The sequence below is a fragment of the Bradyrhizobium sp. CCBAU 45389 genome (assembly GCF_028128625.1).
GTDB lineage: Bacteria > Pseudomonadota > Alphaproteobacteria > Rhizobiales > Xanthobacteraceae > Bradyrhizobium > Bradyrhizobium liaoningense_B.
The window spans coordinates 1-16556 of sequence record NZ_LBIY01000089.1 but is presented as its reverse complement, the minus strand read 5'-3'; the positions used below and the strand labels follow the sequence as shown (position 1 = coordinate 16556).

The 16556-nt window shown below is 65.2% G+C and carries 17 protein-coding genes and 1 pseudogene; 5 read left to right on the top strand and 13 right to left on the bottom strand.

Annotated elements, in window-relative coordinates:
- Nucleotides 1–350 precede the first annotated feature (350 nt).
- Nucleotides 351–1169 (bottom strand): alpha/beta fold hydrolase, encoded by an 819-nt coding sequence (locus XH79_RS19010; protein ID WP_271582596.1) that lies wholly within the window; start codon nt 1167–1169, stop codon nt 351–353.
- Nucleotides 1170–1257: 88 nt separating this feature from the next.
- Nucleotides 1258–1347: pseudogene (locus XH79_RS19005) on the bottom strand (alpha/beta hydrolase); the annotation flags it as partial.
- 109 nt (nt 1348–1456) lie between these two features.
- On the opposite strand from XH79_RS19005, the gene XH79_RS19000 reads away from it, so the two are divergent.
- The gene (locus XH79_RS19000) at nt 1457–2380 is read left to right on the top strand and encodes a LysR substrate-binding domain-containing protein (RefSeq protein ID WP_212347108.1); all 924 of its coding nucleotides are present in this window, start codon (nt 1457–1459) and stop codon (nt 2378–2380) included.
- Nucleotides 2381–2446: 66 nt separating this feature from the next.
- Here the strand turns inward: XH79_RS19000 and XH79_RS18995 are convergent, their stop codons facing one another.
- The 6 genes from XH79_RS18995 to fliI all read right to left on the bottom strand — a co-directional run bounded on the left by XH79_RS18995 (nt 2447) and on the right by fliI (nt 8697).
- Nucleotides 2447–3673 (bottom strand): NAD(P)/FAD-dependent oxidoreductase, encoded by a 1227-nt coding sequence (locus tag XH79_RS18995; protein ID WP_271582595.1) that lies wholly within the window; start codon nt 3671–3673, stop codon nt 2447–2449.
- 119 nt (nt 3674–3792) lie between these two features.
- Entirely contained in the window at nt 3793–4752 is a 960-nt protein-coding gene (locus tag XH79_RS18990) for a helix-turn-helix transcriptional regulator (RefSeq protein ID WP_271582594.1), read from the bottom strand.
- Nucleotides 4753–4999: 247 nt separating this feature from the next.
- On the bottom strand, nt 5000–6058 hold the full coding sequence (locus XH79_RS18985) for an anti-sigma factor (RefSeq protein WP_271582593.1): 1059 nt from the start codon (nt 6056–6058) through the stop codon (nt 5000–5002).
- Between the two features lie 37 nt (nt 6059–6095).
- Nucleotides 6096–6641, bottom strand: coding sequence for a sigma-70 family RNA polymerase sigma factor (locus tag XH79_RS18980; protein ID WP_271582592.1), 546 nt, complete (start codon nt 6639–6641; stop codon nt 6096–6098).
- A 177-nt stretch (nt 6642–6818) separates the two neighbouring features.
- Complete coding sequence (gene fliJ, locus XH79_RS18975) at nt 6819–7238, bottom strand: flagellar export protein FliJ (RefSeq protein ID WP_011084990.1); 420 nt, start codon at nt 7236–7238, stop codon at nt 6819–6821.
- A 133-nt stretch (nt 7239–7371) separates the two neighbouring features.
- The gene (fliI, locus tag XH79_RS18970; protein WP_271582591.1) at nt 7372–8697 is read right to left on the bottom strand and encodes a flagellar protein export ATPase FliI; all 1326 of its coding nucleotides are present in this window, start codon (nt 8695–8697) and stop codon (nt 7372–7374) included.
- Nucleotides 8698–9144: 447 nt separating this feature from the next.
- Here fliI and ctrA point away from each other — a divergent pair, with 447 nt between their 5' ends.
- The 4 genes from ctrA to XH79_RS18950 all read left to right on the top strand — a co-directional run bounded on the left by ctrA (nt 9145) and on the right by XH79_RS18950 (nt 11980).
- Complete coding sequence (gene ctrA, locus XH79_RS18965; protein WP_008138878.1) at nt 9145–9846, top strand: response regulator transcription factor CtrA; 702 nt, start codon at nt 9145–9147, stop codon at nt 9844–9846.
- A 169-nt stretch (nt 9847–10015) separates the two neighbouring features.
- Complete coding sequence (locus XH79_RS18960; protein WP_130371096.1) at nt 10016–10420, top strand: DUF350 domain-containing protein; 405 nt, start codon at nt 10016–10018, stop codon at nt 10418–10420.
- Between the two features lies 1 nt (nt 10421).
- Nucleotides 10422–10817, top strand: coding sequence for a hypothetical protein (locus tag XH79_RS18955; RefSeq protein WP_271582590.1), 396 nt, complete (start codon nt 10422–10424; stop codon nt 10815–10817).
- Nucleotides 10818–10819: 2 nt separating this feature from the next.
- Complete coding sequence (locus tag XH79_RS18950) at nt 10820–11980, top strand: glutathionylspermidine synthase family protein (RefSeq protein WP_271582589.1); 1161 nt, start codon at nt 10820–10822, stop codon at nt 11978–11980.
- A 60-nt stretch (nt 11981–12040) separates the two neighbouring features.
- Here the strand turns inward: XH79_RS18950 and XH79_RS18945 are convergent, their stop codons facing one another.
- From XH79_RS18945 to XH79_RS18925, 5 genes are all read right to left on the bottom strand, one after another.
- Nucleotides 12041–12913: a CheR family methyltransferase gene (locus tag XH79_RS18945; protein ID WP_212347063.1), complete on the bottom strand. Its 873-nt coding sequence runs from the start codon at nt 12911–12913 to the stop codon at nt 12041–12043.
- Nucleotides 12910–14109, bottom strand: a complete 1200-nt coding sequence (locus XH79_RS18940; RefSeq protein ID WP_271582588.1) for a protein-glutamate methylesterase/protein-glutamine glutaminase — start codon at nt 14107–14109, stop codon at nt 12910–12912. The genes XH79_RS18945 and XH79_RS18940 overlap by 4 nt, the downstream gene beginning before the upstream one ends.
- Before the next feature lie 75 nt (nt 14110–14184).
- Nucleotides 14185–14550 carry a response regulator gene (locus XH79_RS18935; protein WP_007600538.1) on the bottom strand — a complete coding sequence of 122 codons (366 nt, stop codon included), beginning with the start codon at nt 14548–14550 and terminating at the stop codon, nt 14185–14187.
- Nucleotides 14551–14622: 72 nt separating this feature from the next.
- Nucleotides 14623–15093, bottom strand: coding sequence for a chemotaxis protein CheW (locus tag XH79_RS18930; protein ID WP_271582587.1), 471 nt, complete (start codon nt 15091–15093; stop codon nt 14623–14625).
- 27 nt (nt 15094–15120) lie between these two features.
- The coding region (locus tag XH79_RS18925) for an ATP-binding response regulator (RefSeq protein WP_271582586.1) at nt 15121–16556 on the bottom strand (1436 nt) is incomplete at its 5' end.

Genomic DNA, 16556 nt, shown 5'->3' with positions numbered 1-16556 from the left:
ACGATTTTGCCGTACGCAGATCGCACCGGTCGTGTGCGCGACGTTTTTGCTCACGGTCGCCCGCCCTGCAAAAACCTTCGCGCCGATGTGACCCACGTCCACCGCCGCCCGGCCCGCGTTCGTGACGATCGCGATACGCCCCTCTTCCTTGGGCCGGGTTGCCGCAATGGATACGCCGTCTCCGAATTTCGGTAAAGTAGAATATTTTTGCCGGCGGGAGTTGCCCCACGGTTAGCGTGTTTTGCCCGTCGGGCACCGCGAGGGCTTGTGGCTGGGCCGACCCGACGAAACCCGAACCCTCCTCAATCTACATCCCCAAACTCCTAGGCGATAATGGATGAGAGATGTCGTCACGACCTGATGAACGAGAGCAGGTCGGGGTTGAGGACATCCGCATGCGTGGTGAGCATGCCGTGGGGATAGCCGGGATAAGTCTTCAATGACCCGCTCTTCAGCAGGTCGACCGCGCGCGGCACTGAACTTGCGAACGGGACGACTTGATCAGCCTCGCCATGCATTACCAGCACCGGCACGGTGATCTTCTTGAGGTCTGCGGTGTAATCTTCAAGCCAGGAGTCGACGGTTGCGTAATGAGCGAGGGCACCGCCGGCCATGCCCTGGCGCCACCAGTTGGCAATGATCGCCTCCGAAGGCTTCGCCCCATCCAGGTTGTAGCCGTAGAACGGATTCTCAGGGACGAAACGGTAGAACTCCGACCGGTTGCCCAGCACGCCTGCCCGGATCGCTTCGAACCACTCCGGCGGTTGACCGGACGGGTTGTCCTCGCTCCGGTACATGTTCGGCGTCAGTGAAGCGACCAGCGCCGCCTTCGCGACGCGCTCCTGGTGGCGAGCGACATAGCGAGCCACCTCACCGCCACCTGTGGAGTGGCCGATGTGGATCGCGTCGCGCAGGTTGAGATGCTCGGTCAGGGCCGCGAGGTCGGCAACCCAGTGGTCCATGTCGTTGCCGGTGCCGGGCTGGTCGGATCGGCCGTGGCCGCGCCGGTCGTGGGCGATCACCCGGTAGCCGTGGCGAAGGAAGAAGGTCATCTGGGCGTCCCAGTCGTCCGCTGTCAGCGGCCAACCGTGGCTGAAAACGATTGGCTGACCTGATCCCCAATCCTTGTAGAAGATTTTTACGCCGTCTGTCGTCGTGATCGTGGGCATCGAGTCGCTCCATCTGCGCTGTTAGACATTCATCGAAAAGTTTGTGGCCGGAGTTTTAGAGTCAAAGGCACCAGCGAGCCCTTTCCTTGGCCTCGAGCGCGGGGATCACTTTGCTGAAGCAGGAGCCATCGGCCCAAAGGCCATGGCAGAAGACGATGCTGGGCTTCGGAGTCGACATTGTTCTTTGTCCTTTTTTGGTTGCAGACTGCGAAACGGTAAATCTCTCTTTGGCCGCTGACCAAGACCTTGTACGCTTCGAGCTATGCCTGGAAGATATACGAGGGGTCATGGAACTCCGGCACCTGCGCTATTTCGTTGCCGTCGCTGAAGAAGGCAGCCTGCTCACTGCCGCCCAGCGGCGACTGAACACCTCTCAGCCGTCGCTGAGCCGGCAGATCCGCGATCTGGAAGCCGAAGTCGGCGTACAGTTATTGGAGCGCCAGGCGCGCGGCGTGACGCTGACCGCTGCCGGACGAGTGTTTCTTGATCATGCGCGGCTGGCGCTGCTGCAGGTTGAGGCGGCAACGGAGGGGGCCCGGCAGACGGCGCAACCGCAAAGGCCCGTCCTCTCGATGGGTTTTCTCGTCGGGTTGGAGGTGATGTGGCTCCCCCAGCTTCTGCGCATCCTCCGCGAGGAAGCACCCGATGTTGAAGTCACGCTCAGCACGCAATCTTCACCAGAACTCGCGCTCGCATTGATGCGGGGAAAGTTGGACATAGCCTTCCTTCGTCCCGAGAAAGACAACGAGGGCGTCGTCTTCAAGATGTTGGCGAAGGAGCCCTTGATAGCCGTGTTGCCGGCCGAACATCGTCTGGCATCGCGCAAGAAGATCCGTCCCCAGGATCTCGCGCGCGAGATCTATGTCAGTTCGGCAAGAACGTCGCCCGTCTTGCAGGAGGTCATCCAGAACTACGCATCTCGGGTCGGTATTACTCTGAAGGCGAAGTACGAAGGCGAAAACATATCATCGGCCATGTCGCTCGTGGCCTCCACGGGCGGAATTAGCCTCGTCCCTCTCTATGCGCAGAACATGCTGGCACCGAACGTCGTCGCCAGAGCGCTCGAGGGCGGCACGCCAACGGTCGATTTGGCCCTGGGATACAATCGGGCCAATCCGTCGCCCCTGCTCCGTCGTCTCTTGTCCCGCGCGGATGAATTGGTGGCGAACGTCCAGAACCAGAGCATCATACGCTACGTTGAAGCTCAATAGCTGGCGGCGTTGGACGTCTGCTTCGGGTTATTTGCCGACGATTGGCCGATGGACGCATGACCCGGCTCAACGGCGCGGCGCCCCGTAGGTCGGCGGCGGCGCCTGCACGATCGGCGCCGCTGCCGCGAACAGCTCATCCTTGCTGCCGTTGAGCGGCGGATAGATGCGCTTGCGGTTGATGGTCTGCTTGGTCGCCTTCGCGGCCGCGCCGGTGGCGCGGACCTCGCGATCCCACCCCTCCGTATAGAGCGCGCCCCAGCCGCCGAGATCGAGCACAGTGACGTACCAGTCGATCCGCAGCGGCAGCATCGGCTCACCGACAAGATCGGCCACCACGTTGTGGCCGGCGAAGCGTCCCATGGGCCGGGCGAACTGGCAGGACATCACGGTCGGATGCAGTCCGTCGACCACGCTGGAGGCGACGTCGCCGGCCGCGAACACGCCAGGCAGATCCGCAACGCGCATGAAGGGATCGACCAGCAGGCGCCCGAGGCGATCGCGCGCGCCCGGAAAGCTCGCGGCCAGCCGGCTCGCACGCATGCCCGCGCACCAGATCACCGTCTGGGTCGGGATGAACTCGCCCGAGCTCAGGCGAATGCCGGCGGCTTCGATCGAGACGACGCGCGCGCCGAGCCGCGTCTCGACATCGAGCGAGGTGAGCGCCGTCGCGATCACGGGACGCGCCTGCGCACCGATGGTGGCACCCACGGCCGGATTGGGATCGACCAGGATGATGCGGCGGCTGCCGGTGATGCCGGCGCGCGCCAGCTTGTCCGGCATTTCGGCCGCAACCTCGATGCCGGTAAAGCCGGCGCCGACCACCACGACCGTCGAACGCCCCGGCGACGGCGCGCTGCGCCCAAGCGAGGCGAGATGATCCTCGAGGCGAAGCGCCGCGGCATAGGTATCGACGTCGAACGCATGATCGGCAAGGCCCGGAATGTCGGGACGCATCACCTCGCTGCCGAGCGCGAGCACGAGCCGGTCATAGCTCAGCGTCTCCTCGCCGCCGCTGGTGACGAGCGATATCTGACGATGCGCCGGATCGATGGACTCGACCTCACCGAGGCCGTGCGTGACGCCGATCGGATCGAGCAATTGCGCAAGCGGAAGCGCAACATCGCTGAGGTCGGTCTCGTAATTGCGCACGCGGATGTTGTGATAGGGATTGCGGTCGATGACGCGGATCTCGATGTCATCGCCCGCTGCGCCGATCTCGTCGCGTTTGCGCGCGGCGCCGATGGCCGCCCACAGACCTGCAAACCCGGCGCCGAGCACGACGATACGCGCCATGTCCGCCTACTCGCACTTTCCAAAGAGATCCTGCGGCCTGCCCGCGCGAGCAGATATAGCGCATTCGTCGCGATCGACCAACTGCGGCGGCGCAAGGCTGCTGCACGAAATCGCGAGCCTTACGCCTCGCGCAGTTCCGACGGCGTCGCGCCAAAACGCTTGCGGAAGGCGCGGTTGAAATAGGACAGGTCGGAGAAGCCCGAGGAATGCGCGATGTCGCTGATCTTGCGCGCCCTCGCCCGGGGATCGCCGAGCTGCTTTCGCGCCAGCAAGAGGCGCTGCTCCAGCACGAATTCGGTGAAGGTGGTGCCGGCCTGCTCGAACAGGCGCTGCGCCTGGCGCGGGCTTAAGCCGGAGCGCGTCGCGACTTCGGCCAGGCACAGATCGTTGCGGCCGAGCGCGGCCATTACGTCGGCCTGCATCAGGTCGAGGCGGGCCGCCGCGTGCCCGCGGCCGCGCGCGAGACTTGCGTGCTCGGCATCGGTGCCGAGCAGGAGACCGACGAGATCGACCATGTGCTGCGCGGTCAGGCGCTGGCCGACGGCGTCGAGATGCGGCGCGTGATTGGCGGCGAGCGAATGATAGCGGAAAATGGTCTCGGCGACCGCGCCGTCGGAGAGCACTTGCGAGAGCTTGTCCTCGGCGCGCGGATTGATGTCGAGCAGCGCGCGGCGCGGCATGCGGATGCTCGTGAAACGATCCTCAATGTTGTGGCCGACGGTGCCGGTGATGCCCATGTCGACGAGCACCATCTGCGCGGGCGCGAGCTCCACGGTATGGCCGTTCTGCCCGACGCGGACGAGGCCCGCATGTGCCGCGATCAGCACGAGATCGTCGCTGCCGTCGGCAAGATGGCTCTGGGTGCGCGAATATTGCGCGGAGGCGCCTTCGGGAATGGCCAGCACGATATTGTCGACCACGCTGATCTGGAGCCGGCAATCGATGCTGTCGCCCTGGCTCGGCCCGATGTCGAGGCCGCAGGCGCCGAAGACCCTGTCGCGCCAATGCTCGAAGGCCGCACCAATCGGCAGGCCTGCATATTGGTGAATGAAGATGCCCGGCGTTCTCGCTGCATCCATCTGATTTCTCGCCCCTCTTCGGCACAATGATCGGCCGCGCCGACTGCAAATTCCGGGGATTTGACGCGGCGAATTGCGGGGAGGTTCAAACCGGGATGGGATTTGGCCGGGATTGTCGAAATGCGACGGCGGGATGGACGGGAGCGACACCTTGTAGCCCGGATGGAGCGCAGCGAAATCCGGGGCGGTCTCTCCGTATTGCAAGGCCCCGGATTACGCTTGCGCTCCATCCGGGCTACGGCAGCGATTACTTCTTCGCGGGCACCTGCGGCTGCGCCGGCGGCACGGTCTCGATCAGCTTGCCGGAAAACACCGGCGCCGAGGTCGGCTGGCCGCTCGGCGAGCCGCCGGCCTGCTCGACGGTGACGGCGTAGGTCGCGCCGTTGACGAGGTCGGAATCGTAGCCGGCGAGCAGCGGACGCGCGGTGAACTCGCCTTGGCCGATCACGCCGAGCGAGCGGGGGCGCGGCAGCTTGTCGGAGATCAGCCAGAGCTCGAAACTCTTGCCGGGCTCCGGCGTCGCGCCGACCTTGCGCACGGTGAAATTCCGCGTCGCGCCGTCGATGGTGAGGATGAAGGCCGGGCCTCCGCCCGGGCCCTGCAGCAGCGCGACATATTGCGCGGACGCAGCGAGCGGAGCCGGTGCCTTGACCTCGACCGTCTGGATGCGCGGTGCGGGGCGCAACGCGCCCGGCAGCGCATCGGGCTGGAAGATCTGGAGCGACAGCGTCACCAGCAGCGCAGCCGCGAGCGCACTGAGGACGGATGCGATGGTGCGCCAGCGCTTCACGCGGCCCTCGAGCCGGATCACGTTGGAGTTGTCGGCGACGGTTGGCGGCGGCGCATGCACCACGCCCGGATCGGGCGCATGGACCTGCGGCATGAAGATCGGAGCGACGTCGGAGAGCGTATCGGAAGCCGGCCGCGCCGCTTCCGGCGGCTCCGCTGCGGATGGCTGCGGCTCGGCCGGCGGCGCGCTGTCCGAAGGAGGCGGCAACACAGCGTCAAACGGGGACGATTCCAGCGCTGGCGCGGGAGGCGGCGTGGCTTCGGCCTGCACGGGTGACTCCTGTGCAAAGTCCGTCCGCGCGAGCTCGGCCCTGATGTTCTCCCACACGATCGGACGCGGCTCGATCGTGCCGACCATCTGGTTGAGGACGCCGAGCCGATAGGACCAGGCCTGCACGATTTCGGCGAACGCTGCGTCCACCGCCATCATGGTCTCGACCTGCGCGCGCTCGTCGGCGTCGAGGGTGCCGAGCGCATATTCCGCGGCGAGCGCGATATGGTCCTCCGTGTAGGCCATCAATTGCAGTCCAGAACCTTCCTCGTCGTCCGAGCCATCACAATCCGAGGCACTCCCGGATATCCAGCATGCTGCGCCGCAGCCACGTCTTCACCGTGTTGACGGGCGCCGAAAACTTCTCCGCCAATTGCTCGCGGCTCCAGCCGTTGTAATAGGCGAGCAGCACGAGCTTCTGACGGTCCGGCTCGAGCCGGCCGATGCATTCCAGGAGCCGCTTCAGCTCCTCGGTCATCTCCCGGCGCGCCAGCGGATCGGGACTGTCGGCGGCAACCTCCATCGCCTGAGGCTCTTCCTCGATGGAGACTTCCGACTTCTTGCGGACGATGTCGATCGCACGGTTGCGCGCGATCGACGCCATCCACGTGATCGGCGACGAGAGCGCCGGATTGAACTGGCCGGCGCCGTTCCAGATCTTGACGTAGGCCTCCTGAATGACCTCCTCTGCGAGATCCTGCCGACGCAAGATACGGAGCACGACGCCATAAAGTTTCGCGCGGGTGGCGACGTAGAGGCGCTCAAACGCGGCCTGATCGCCCCTGGCGACCGCCTCGATCAGCCCGACCAGCTCTGCTGGCGTCAGCATTCAGCCCCCCAACACGTGGGCCGTCGCGTTCCGCGCAGGCCCCGGCACTTCGCTACCATAGCGCGCGGCAAAGCCGACCACCAAGGGGCGTGGCACGGCGCTGTGGACAGCCCATGCGAAAACCCGGACCTTGCGGGTCCGGGTTTGGCGAATTCTCGGCAGTTTGTGGCTAGCGCGTCAGGCGACGGCGCCGATGCGGGCGCGCATCAGGCCGATGCTGTCGAGGTCGGCCTGTTCGCGGGCGTTCTCCTCGGCGCGTTCGCGGGCCTGGTCGCGCTCGTCGAGGAGCTCGACCTTCTTCAGCTCCTCGAAGGCCTCGGCCAAAGCGGCCTTGGCTTCGTCGAGCTGGCCCTTGAGCTCGTCGGCCGAGCGGGTCAGGTTCTCGCGGCGCTGGATCGCGGCCTTGGCGTAGGTCGGATAGGCGAAGTGCGAGGGATCGTTGATCCCGGCACGCTCCTGCTCGGTCTGGATCTCGCGTTCGAGATCGACCGACATCCGCTGGAAATCGGCGATCATGGTCTCGATCTGGGTGACCCGGCGGCGCTTCTCGTCGACCTGGAACTTCTTCAGGCGGATGAGGGTATCACGTGACTTCATCGACTCGTACTCCCCAGAAGTCCCCTAGCTGCAAGACATACACACATTGGGACGGCACCGGTCTCCCCACAGGCCCAATTGGGGCCAAGACCGGCTCTGCTACTCTGTGGGATCGGATGATGAACTGACAAAGTTAGCGTTCCGTTTCCAAATTGCCGAGGATTTGCGCCAACTGCCGATAGCCGTCCGCCAGTGAGGCATTTTCGTCCTTGCGCTGCCGCAGGAACGCCTCCAGCGGCTCGTGCAGCCGGATCGCCTCGTCGACCTCGGGGCTGGAGCCGGCCCGGTAGGCGCCGAGCCGGATCAACTCCTCCATGTCGGCATAGGTCGCCATCACCGCCCGCGCCTTCTGGATGGTCGGCCAGAACTGCGGGTCGGCCGATTTCGGCATGGTTCGGGAGACGGATTTGAGGATGTTGATGGCGGGGTAGCGGCCGCGCTCGGCGATCGAGCGCTGCATCACGATATGGCCGTCGAGGATGCCGCGGACGGCGTCCGCGATCGGCTCGTTGTGGTCGTCGCCGTCGACCAGCACCGTGAAGATCGCGGTGATTGCGCCCTCGCCGAGGCCAGGCCCGGCCCGCTCCAGGAGCTTCGGCAGCTCGGTGAAGACGGTCGGCGTATAGCCCTTGGCGGTCGGCGGCTCGCCGGCGGACAGGCCGATCTCGCGCTGGGCCATGGCAAAGCGCGTCACCGAGTCCATCAGGCAGAGCACGTCCTGGTCCTCGTCGCGGAAATATTCGGCGACCGCGAGCGTCAAATACGCCGCCTGACGGCGCATCAGTGCCGGCTCGTCGGAGGTTGCGACCACGACGACGGAACGCGCGAGCCCCTCCTCGCCGAGATCGTCCTGCAGGAATTCCTGCACCTCGCGGCCGCGTTCGCCGATCAGCCCGATGACGCTGACGGCGGCATCGACGTTGCGCGCGAGCATCGACAGCAGCACCGATTTGCCGACGCCGGAGCCCGCGAAAATGCCCATGCGCTGGCCGCGGCAGCAGGTGAGAAAGGTGTTCATCGCGCGTACGCCGAGATCGAGCGGCGCGCCGACACGCTTGCGCGAATGCGCCGGCGGCGGCGTATTGCGGAACGGCATCGGCGAGGAGCCCTGCGGCAGCGGCCCCTTGCCGTCGATCGGCTCGCCCAGCGCATTGACGACGCGGCCAAGCCAGGCCGCACAGGGCCGCACCTGGTTGGCCGCATTGGCGATGACCGCCTTGCAGCCGCGGCGCACGCCATCGAGCCCGGCGAACGGCATCACGACGGCGTTGTTGCCGGAGAAGCCGATCACCTCGCAGGGGATGGAACGGTTGGCGCCGGTTTCGATCACGAGCCGCGCGCCGACCGACATCGCATGGATGGGTCCTGCCACCTCGACCATCAGGCCGCGCACGCCGACCACGCGGCCATAGATGTTGACGCCGTCGATGTCGCCGATCTGTTCGGCAAGAGCCTTCATACAAGAGCCTTCATAAGGGGGCCGCCTTCATAAGAGGGCTTTCATGAGGGTGATTGCCGTCGTGCTCCGGGCCTTCACGGTGAAACTCTTAAGTTTCGCCATATTTCTGAACGGCGCTTAACTTCGTGTTTACCCGCATCATTAATCATTGCGTCACTGTCTTTGTGACTGAGCGCGCCTCCCCTTCAGAAGAAGGCTGAGTCGCGGGAGTCGGTTAGGCCCGTCTCTTAAAGTGGAGCTTGAACGGATCGGGGTAACGAAAGCTGCTTCCAGCGCAAGACCTTAGGGCGATTCGACAAAAATTGCACCGGGGGGACTTGCGTTCCAGAATCAGAGTTTGTTAACCATCTGTTGTCAGGATCCGAATCAGTTGTTCAAAGGCGTTTTGTTGAGTGCCGCGAATGCGGCCGACCTGACGCCCAGGAGCGGCGACTATGGGGAACTGGCATGCGCGTTTTGCTGATTGAAGATGACAGCGCCGTCGCGCAGTCGATCGAGCTGATGCTGAAGTCTGAGAGCTTCAACGTCTACACGACCGATTTGGGGGAAGAAGGCGTCGATCTCGGTAAACTTTACGATTACGACATTATTCTCCTCGACCTCAACCTGCCCGACATGTCCGGCTACGACGTGCTCAAGCAGCTCCGGGTCTCCAAGATCAAGACACCGATTCTGATCCTCTCCGGCCTCGCCGGCATCGAGGACAAGGTCAAGGGTCTCGGCGTCGGCGCCGACGACTACATGACCAAGCCCTTCCACAAGGACGAGCTGGTGGCCCGCATCCACGCGATCGTGCGCCGCTCCAAGGGCCATGCCCAGTCGGTCATCCAGACCGGCGACCTCGTCGTCAACCTCGACACCAAGACGGTGGAAGTCGGCGGCCAGCGCGTGCATCTGACCGGCAAGGAATACCAGATGCTGGAGCTGCTCTCGCTCCGCAAGGGCACGACCCTCACCAAGGAAATGTTCCTGAACCACCTCTATGGCGGCATGGACGAGCCGGAGCTGAAGATCATCGACGTCTTCATCTGCAAGCTCCGCAAGAAGCTCGCCAACGCCTCCGAAGGCCGCAACTTCATCGAGACCGTGTGGGGCCGCGGCTACGTGCTGCGCGAGCCGCACGAGCACGAAGAGCGCATTCCCGCCTGATCTCAGGGTTACGTCGCAAGCCCCCGGGCTTGCTCCTCCCAGCCTGGACCCCGCCGCAAATGGCGGGGTTTTCGTTTTTTAAGGACACCTACGCGGCCTCATCGCGGTCCTGCCGTTGAACCGCTATGCTTCTCCCGCCGACGAATGGTCGCTGCACGATGGGGGAACGATGATCCTGCAATCACTCGCCGGCCTGCCCGCCTTCCTGGTCTATTTCTGCACCGGCCTGATCGCGATCGTGGCGTATCTGTTCGTCTATACCCGCATCACCCCCTACAACGAGTTCCAGCTGATCCGCGACGACGAGCCGGCCGCCGCGATCGCGCTCGGCCTCAGCCTGCTCGGCTTCGTCGCACCGCTGGTGAGCGCGATCGCCCATTCGGCCAATGTGCTGGACTGCCTGATCTGGGCGACGATCGCGCTGGTCGTGCAGGTCATCGTGTTCTTCCTCGTCAAGGTGCCGGTGCCGAACCTGTCGGCGCGGATCGCCGCCGGCGAGCTTGCGCCCGCCATCTGGCTCGGCCTGTCCTCGCTCGCCGCCGGCCTCCTCAACGCAGCCTGCATGATCTACTGAGATGGCCGACAAACCCTCCAGCAAGCAGTTCGGCAAGCGCCGGCCACCTCCCGAGCCGCCGCCTTCCCGACCGCCGGTGAAGCGCTCCGGTCACGTCGCTCTCCTCGTGATGGGCACGATCGCGGTCGGCACCACCGCCTACACGCTGATGCCGCGGCAGAGCTGCGAGCCCCCTCCTCCCGGGACGGATCCAGCGGTGCAGACGAGCACCGCGTGCACCAGCAGGAGCAGTTCCTCAGGCGGCAGCGGCGGCTCGGGCTCATCGTCGCGATCGAGCTTCTTCAGCAGCGATTCCTCCAGCCATTCCTCGTCGAGCACGTCATCCGATTCCGGCCACAGCAGCGTGAGCCGCGGCGGCTTCGGCGCGTTCGGGCACGGCTTCTCGGGCGGCGGTTGACCATGCAGCGCATCACCTGTCTCGAGCGCGACGACTGGCGGGAGACCGCAGCGCAATGCGGCTTCGTCTTCCACACCAATGGCGGCGACCGCTATTGGGACGAGCGCGCCTATTACGGCTTCACGCTCGACGAGATCGAGCGCGGCATCGAGACGCCGACCGGCGAGATCGACGCGATGTGCCTGGAGCTTGCCGGCCGCGTGATCGGCGACGAGCGGCATCTGCGACGGCTGAAGATTCCGGAAGCGTTCTGGAGCCTGATCGCCAAAAGCTGGGAGCGGGACGACCGCAGCCTCTATGGCCGGCTCGACCTGATGTTCGACGGCAAGTCGCCGGCAAAGCTGCTCGAATACAACGCGGATACGCCGACCTCGATCTTCGAGGCCGCCGTGTTCCAATGGACCTGGCTCGAACAGGCGATCGAACGCCGCATCATTCCGTCGCGCGCCGATCAGTTCAACTCGATCCACGAGCGCCTGATCGAGGCATGGAAGACGATCGCCGCCGGCCGTCACCTGCATCTCGCCGGCACCACCGGCAATGACGAGGACGCCGGCACGCTCGCCTATCTCGAAGACACGGCGCGCCAGGCCGGACTCTCGACCACGCTGCTCGACATCGAACAAGTCGGCTGGCGCGACGAGGACGGCGGCTTCGTCGATCTCGACGAGGCCGACATCGCGCTCGCCTTCAAGCTCTATCCCTGGGAATGGATGTTCCAGGACGCCTTCGGCACAAGGCTGAAAGAGGCCCCGACGCGCTGGATCGAGCCGCCATGGAAGGCTGTGCTCTCCAACAAGGGCATTCTGCCGCTGCTCTGGGAGATGTTTCCGAACCATCCCAACCTGCTGCCGGCCTTCTTCGAGGATGACGCGCGGGCGGCGGAGCTCGGAACGTCGTATGTACGCAAGCCGCTGCTGTCGCGCGAAGGCGCCAATGTCACGCTGGTGTCGGGCGGCATGCCGCTCGACGAGCAGGCCGGCCCCTACGGCGCTGAAGGTTTTGTGCGGCAGGCGCTGTCACCGCTGCCTAACTTTTCCGGCTTCTATCCGGTGATCGGAAGCTGGCTCGTGAACCACGAGCCGTGCGGCCTGTCGATCCGCGAGGACGAGAGCCCGATCACGGGTAACGGCTCGCGGTTTCTGCCGCATGCGATTTTGTGAGATCTTCTCCTCATTCCGGGGCGCTCGCGAAGCGAGCGAGCCCGGAATGACAGAGAGAATTCACCTCGCCGCGGCGACCTTCAGCGGCTGCGGCATCAGTCCGCCCATCGCCCGGCCGGAGCGCGCGGGATTGAGCTGATAGAGGCCGCGCCGCTCGGTGATCGGACGGAACACGTCGGTGATGCCGACGACGGATTCGGCAGCCCCGAGCAGCAGGGTGCCGTCGGCCTCCATCGCCTTCGCCATGCGCTCGAAGATCACCGCCTTGGTGTCCTGATCGAAATAGATCAGCACGTTGCGGCAGAAGATCACGTCGAACGTGCCGAGATGGGAGAAGTCCTGCAACAGGTTGAGCTGGCGGAACTGCACCATGGCGCGAATGTCGGCGTTGAGCTGCCAGAGCTCGCCGACTTGCGTGAAGTATTTCATCAAATGCTGGATCGGCAGGCCGCGCTGCACCTCGAACTGGCTGTAGATGCCGGCCTTGGATTTTTCCAGCACCTCCTGCGACAGATCGGTGGCGACGATCTCGATGCGCCAGCCGGCGAGAGCCGAGCCCATCTCCTTCACGCACATCGCGATCGAATAGGGCTCCTGCCCGGTCGACGAGGCCGCCGACCAGATGCGCAAGCTCTTGCGCGCCGCGCGTGCCCGGATCAGGCCCGGCAGGATGGTGTCGCGTAAATGGTCGAACGGGATCTTGTCGCGATAGAAGAAGGTCTCGTTGGTGGTCATGGCTTCGACCACGTCGGTCGCAAGCCGGCCGTCGCCGTTCCTGATCTTCAGCACCAGGTCGGGAATGCCCGGAAGACTCGCCTTGCGGGCGAGCGGCAGCAGCCGGCTCTCGACCAGATATTGCTTATCGGGCGAGAGATCGAGGCCGGAGCGCTCCTTCAGGAACTTGCGCAGATAATCGTAGTCCGTCGGCGTCACGAGCGGTCTCCCGCGAACAGGCGGTTGACCTTCGCGCCGATCTGGTTGAGCGGCAGGATCGCCGCGCAGATGCCGGCATTGGCGGCCGCGCCCGGCATGCCCCAGACCACGCTGGAGGCTTCGTCCTGCGCGATCACGCTGCCGCCGGCCGCAACGATATCCTTGCCGCCGCGCATGCCGTCCGAGCCCATGCCAGTCAGGATCACCGAGAGGATGGCGCCATGCCAGATGTCGATGGCGGAGGTGAAGAGCGGATCGACCGCAGGCTTGCAGAAATTGACGGCGGGGCCGTCGTCGAGCGCTATCACCGTGTCTACGCCGCTGCGCGCGAGGCGCATGTGCTTGCCGCCGGGCGCAAGATAGATGCGTCCCGGCTTCACCGGCTCGCCGTCGACCGCCTCGGCGGCCGGGCGGCGGCTCGAACGCGCCAGATGCTCGGCAAGAATGGTGGTGAAGGTCGGCGGCATGTGCTGGGTGATCAGCACCGGGAAGCGGTCGATGATAGGTCCGAGCTCGGTGACGAGCGCCATCAGCGCCTGCGGGCCGCCGGTCGAGGAGCCGATCAGCAGCACCTTCGGTGCCTGGGTCGAGAACGGACGCGTCGACAGCGCGCCCGACGACGGGGCATGCAAGGCCGGAGCCGGTGCGGGCGCAGCCGGCCGCGCGATGGCTGGTGCACGTACGGTCGGGGCCGGGCTCGCCGGCGCGAGCGGCGGGCTCGCAACGGCGGGCTTGCGGCGCAGCCGCGCACCGAGATGGCGGATCTTCTGGATCAGGTCGTGATGGAAGGTGTCGGCGGCGGACGCCTCGCGCGTCGATTCCGGCTTCGGAATGTAGTCGGCCGCGCCGAGCGACAGCGCCTTGAAGCTGATCTCCGCGTTGCGGCGGGTCAGGGTCGAGGCCATGATGATGACGAGGTCGCGCTTCTTCGCCAGCAATTTCGGCAGCGCCGAGATGCCGTCGAGCTCGGGCATTTCGATGTCGAGCACGGCGACATCGGGATTGATGCGTTCGAGCTGGTTGACCGCCTCGAGCCCGGTGCGCAAGGAAGCAGCGACCTCCATGTCGTGCTCGGCGCCGATCCAGCGCGAGATCAGACCGCGGATGACGACGGAGTCGTCAACGATCATCACCCGCAGCGGCCCGGCTTCGCGCGACGTGCCCGTGGTCGAATTACCTGCGAACGCAACACTCATTACTCACCAACTCAGACTGAAACGGTTCAGTTGAAAACAATCGCCGAAGGATCCGTTCAGCCTCCGGGCGTTCGCTCAGATAAGTCCGACTTCCTGGAACTTCGCCGTCACGATGTCCTTGTCGAACGGCTTCATGATGTACTCGTTGGCACCGGCATGCAGCGCGCGTGCGATGTGCGCGACGTCGTTCTCGGTGGTGCAGAACACCACCTTGGGCTGGTCGCCGCCGGGCATGCGGCGGAGATGGCCGAGGAACTCGTAGCCGTCCATGACCGGCATGTTCCAGTCGAGCAGCACCGCGTCAGGCAGGCCGCGCTTGCAGGCCTCCAGCGCCTTCTCACCGTCCTCGGCTTCGAGGATCTGGAAGTCGAGGCCCTCCAGGATCCGGCGCGCAACCTTGCGGATGACGCTGGAATCATCAACGACGAGACAAGTTCGCATGTGAACCTCTGCTTCCTGTCCCCTTACGGGGACACTTCCAATTACTGGCACGTCGGCGGCAATGCCGCCGTATCAAGCCGCCATCATCTCCGGCGCGAGCTCGAGGACGCGATCGACGTCGAGCACGACCATGAGCTGGCCGTCGAGGCGGTGGACACCGCCGGCGAGCTTGGCCATGCGGGGATCGAGGTTGACGGGGTTCTCTTCCATGCCGGCCTCGGGCAGGCGCAGCACCTCGCCGATCTGGTCGATCAGCAGGCCATAGGATTCACCGCGCAAATCGACACCGACCGCCATCGGGGTCTTGCCGTCCTCGGCCCTGGGCAGGCCGAGACGGGCGCGCATGTCGACCACGGTGACGATGCGGCCGCGCAGGTTCAAAACACCCGCGATCTCGCGGGAAGACAGCGGCACGCGGGTGACGCGCTCGGGCATGAACACGTCCTGGACGCGGGAGATCGGCAGGCCGAACAGCTGGCCGCCGATCATCGCGGTGACGTACTCGACCATGGCGCCTTCGCTGGACTGGGTCTTCTTGGTCATAAGCGTATCTCCTGATCCCTGTCCTGCTTACGCCGCCGCCCGGCTCAGCTCGGAAGCGCTGGCGGCGCCCGCGGTCTGCTCCTTCAGCGCCGCGATCAGACCGGGACGGTCGAACTTGGCGACATAATCGTGGAAGCCGGCCTGACGGCCGCGCTCGATCGCCGCCGGCGACACCAGCGCCGAGAGGCCGATGATCGGCGTCGCGGCGAGGTTGTTGTCGGAGCGGATGGTCTCGGCGAACTCGAACCCGTTCATGTCGGGCATCTCGATGTCGGTCAGGATCACGTCGAAGCTCTGGGCGCGCAGCGCAGCTAAGCCCTCCTGCGCGGTCGGCGCGGTGCGGACGCGGTAGCCGGCCGCCTTCAGCACCGGCGCCAGCATGTTGCGGAAGAACGCGCTGTCGTCGACCAGCAGCACCGACTGCGAGTGCATCGACGGCTTCATCTCCTTGCGGGTGAACCAGTCGGCGAACGCCATCGGCAGGAAGTGGCCGACGTCGATCACCTCGGTGGCCTGGCCCTTGATCACGGCCGAGCCCAGGATGCCCTGGCTGGAGCCGCCGACCTCGATGTTGAGGCGCTCCTCGACGATGTCGATGATCTCGTCGACGACGAGGCCCATGGAGCGGCCGTCATCGGCGAACACCAGGATCGGCTGGGCGCCTTGGCCGGCAATGGTGACGCCTTCCATGGCCACCAGCGGCATCAGCTGCTCGCGGTACTGCACCATGTAGCGGCCGTTCGAGAACTCGATCTTGTCGGCGGGCAGCTCTTCCAGGCGCGTGACGAGGCCAAGCGGGACCGCCTTGGGCTGCGACGAGCCGGCGCGGAACACCAGCAGCGAGGTGGTCTGCTCGCCCGAGCCGATGTGGTGCGCGCCATTCTCGTCGCCCATGTCATGGGCCGAGGAGCCGGCGGCGCCGAGCGCCTTGGCAATGCCGTTGGGGTCGATGATCATGATCACGGCGCCATCGCCCAAAATGGTGTTGCCGGAGAACATGTCGATGTGACGCAGTTTGGTCGACATCGGCTTCACGACGATCTCTTCCGTATGGAACACGCCGTCGACGACGATGCCGAAGGTCTGGCTGCCGACCTGGGTCACCACGATGAAGCCGTTCTCGGGATCGGAGGCGGCGCCATCGTCGATCTTCAAGAGCTTCTTCAGGTGGATCAGCGGCAGCAGCTTGTTGCGCAGGCGCAGAACCGCGGTGTCCTTGATGCGCTCGATGCGGTGCTCGCTGTTGGCGCGGGCGCGGACCAGCTCGACCACCGAGAGCTGCGGAATCGCAAAGCGGTCGCCGGCGGCCTCCACGATCAGGGCGGAGACGATGGCCAGCGTCAGCGGGATCTTGATGGTGACCGAGGAGCCTTCACCGGCGACGCTCTTGATGTCGATGGTGCCGCCGATCTGGTCGATATTGGTGCGCACCACGTCCATGCCGACGCCGCGGCCCGAGACCG

Excerpts from the sequence above, each read along its gene's own strand:
- fliI (WP_271582591.1), bottom strand. The coding sequence starts at position 8,697 with ATGAAGGCTCTTGCCGAACAGATCGGCGACATCGACGGCGTCAACATC.
- XH79_RS18940 (WP_271582588.1), bottom strand. The coding sequence starts at position 14,109 with ATGAGTGTTGCGTTCGCAGGTAATTCGACCACGGGCACGTCGCGCGAA.
- XH79_RS18935 (WP_007600538.1), bottom strand. The coding sequence starts at position 14,550 with ATGCGAACTTGTCTCGTCGTTGATGATTCCAGCGTCATCCGCAAGGTT.
- fliJ (WP_011084990.1), bottom strand. The coding sequence starts at position 7,238 with ATGAAGTCACGTGATACCCTCATCCGCCTGAAGAAGTTCCAGGTCGAC.
- XH79_RS18985 (WP_271582593.1), bottom strand. The coding sequence starts at position 6,058 with ATGGCCTACACGGAGGACCATATCGCGCTCGCCGCGGAATATGCGCTC.
- XH79_RS18960 (WP_130371096.1), top strand. The coding sequence starts at position 10,016 with ATGATCCTGCAATCACTCGCCGGCCTGCCCGCCTTCCTGGTCTATTTC.
- XH79_RS18950 (WP_271582589.1), top strand. The coding sequence starts at position 10,820 with ATGCAGCGCATCACCTGTCTCGAGCGCGACGACTGGCGGGAGACCGCA.
- XH79_RS18955 (WP_271582590.1), top strand. The coding sequence starts at position 10,422 with ATGGCCGACAAACCCTCCAGCAAGCAGTTCGGCAAGCGCCGGCCACCT.
- XH79_RS18980 (WP_271582592.1), bottom strand. The coding sequence starts at position 6,641 with ATGCTGACGCCAGCAGAGCTGGTCGGGCTGATCGAGGCGGTCGCCAGG.
- XH79_RS18990 (WP_271582594.1), bottom strand. The coding sequence starts at position 4,752 with ATGGATGCAGCGAGAACGCCGGGCATCTTCATTCACCAATATGCAGGC.
- XH79_RS19010 (WP_271582596.1), bottom strand. The coding sequence starts at position 1,169 with ATGCCCACGATCACGACGACAGACGGCGTAAAAATCTTCTACAAGGAT.
- XH79_RS18930 (WP_271582587.1), bottom strand. The coding sequence starts at position 15,093 with ATGACCAAGAAGACCCAGTCCAGCGAAGGCGCCATGGTCGAGTACGTC.
- ctrA (WP_008138878.1), top strand. The coding sequence starts at position 9,145 with ATGCGCGTTTTGCTGATTGAAGATGACAGCGCCGTCGCGCAGTCGATC.
- XH79_RS18995 (WP_271582595.1), bottom strand. The coding sequence starts at position 3,673 with ATGGCGCGTATCGTCGTGCTCGGCGCCGGGTTTGCAGGTCTGTGGGCG.
- XH79_RS19000 (WP_212347108.1), top strand. The coding sequence starts at position 1,457 with ATGGAACTCCGGCACCTGCGCTATTTCGTTGCCGTCGCTGAAGAAGGC.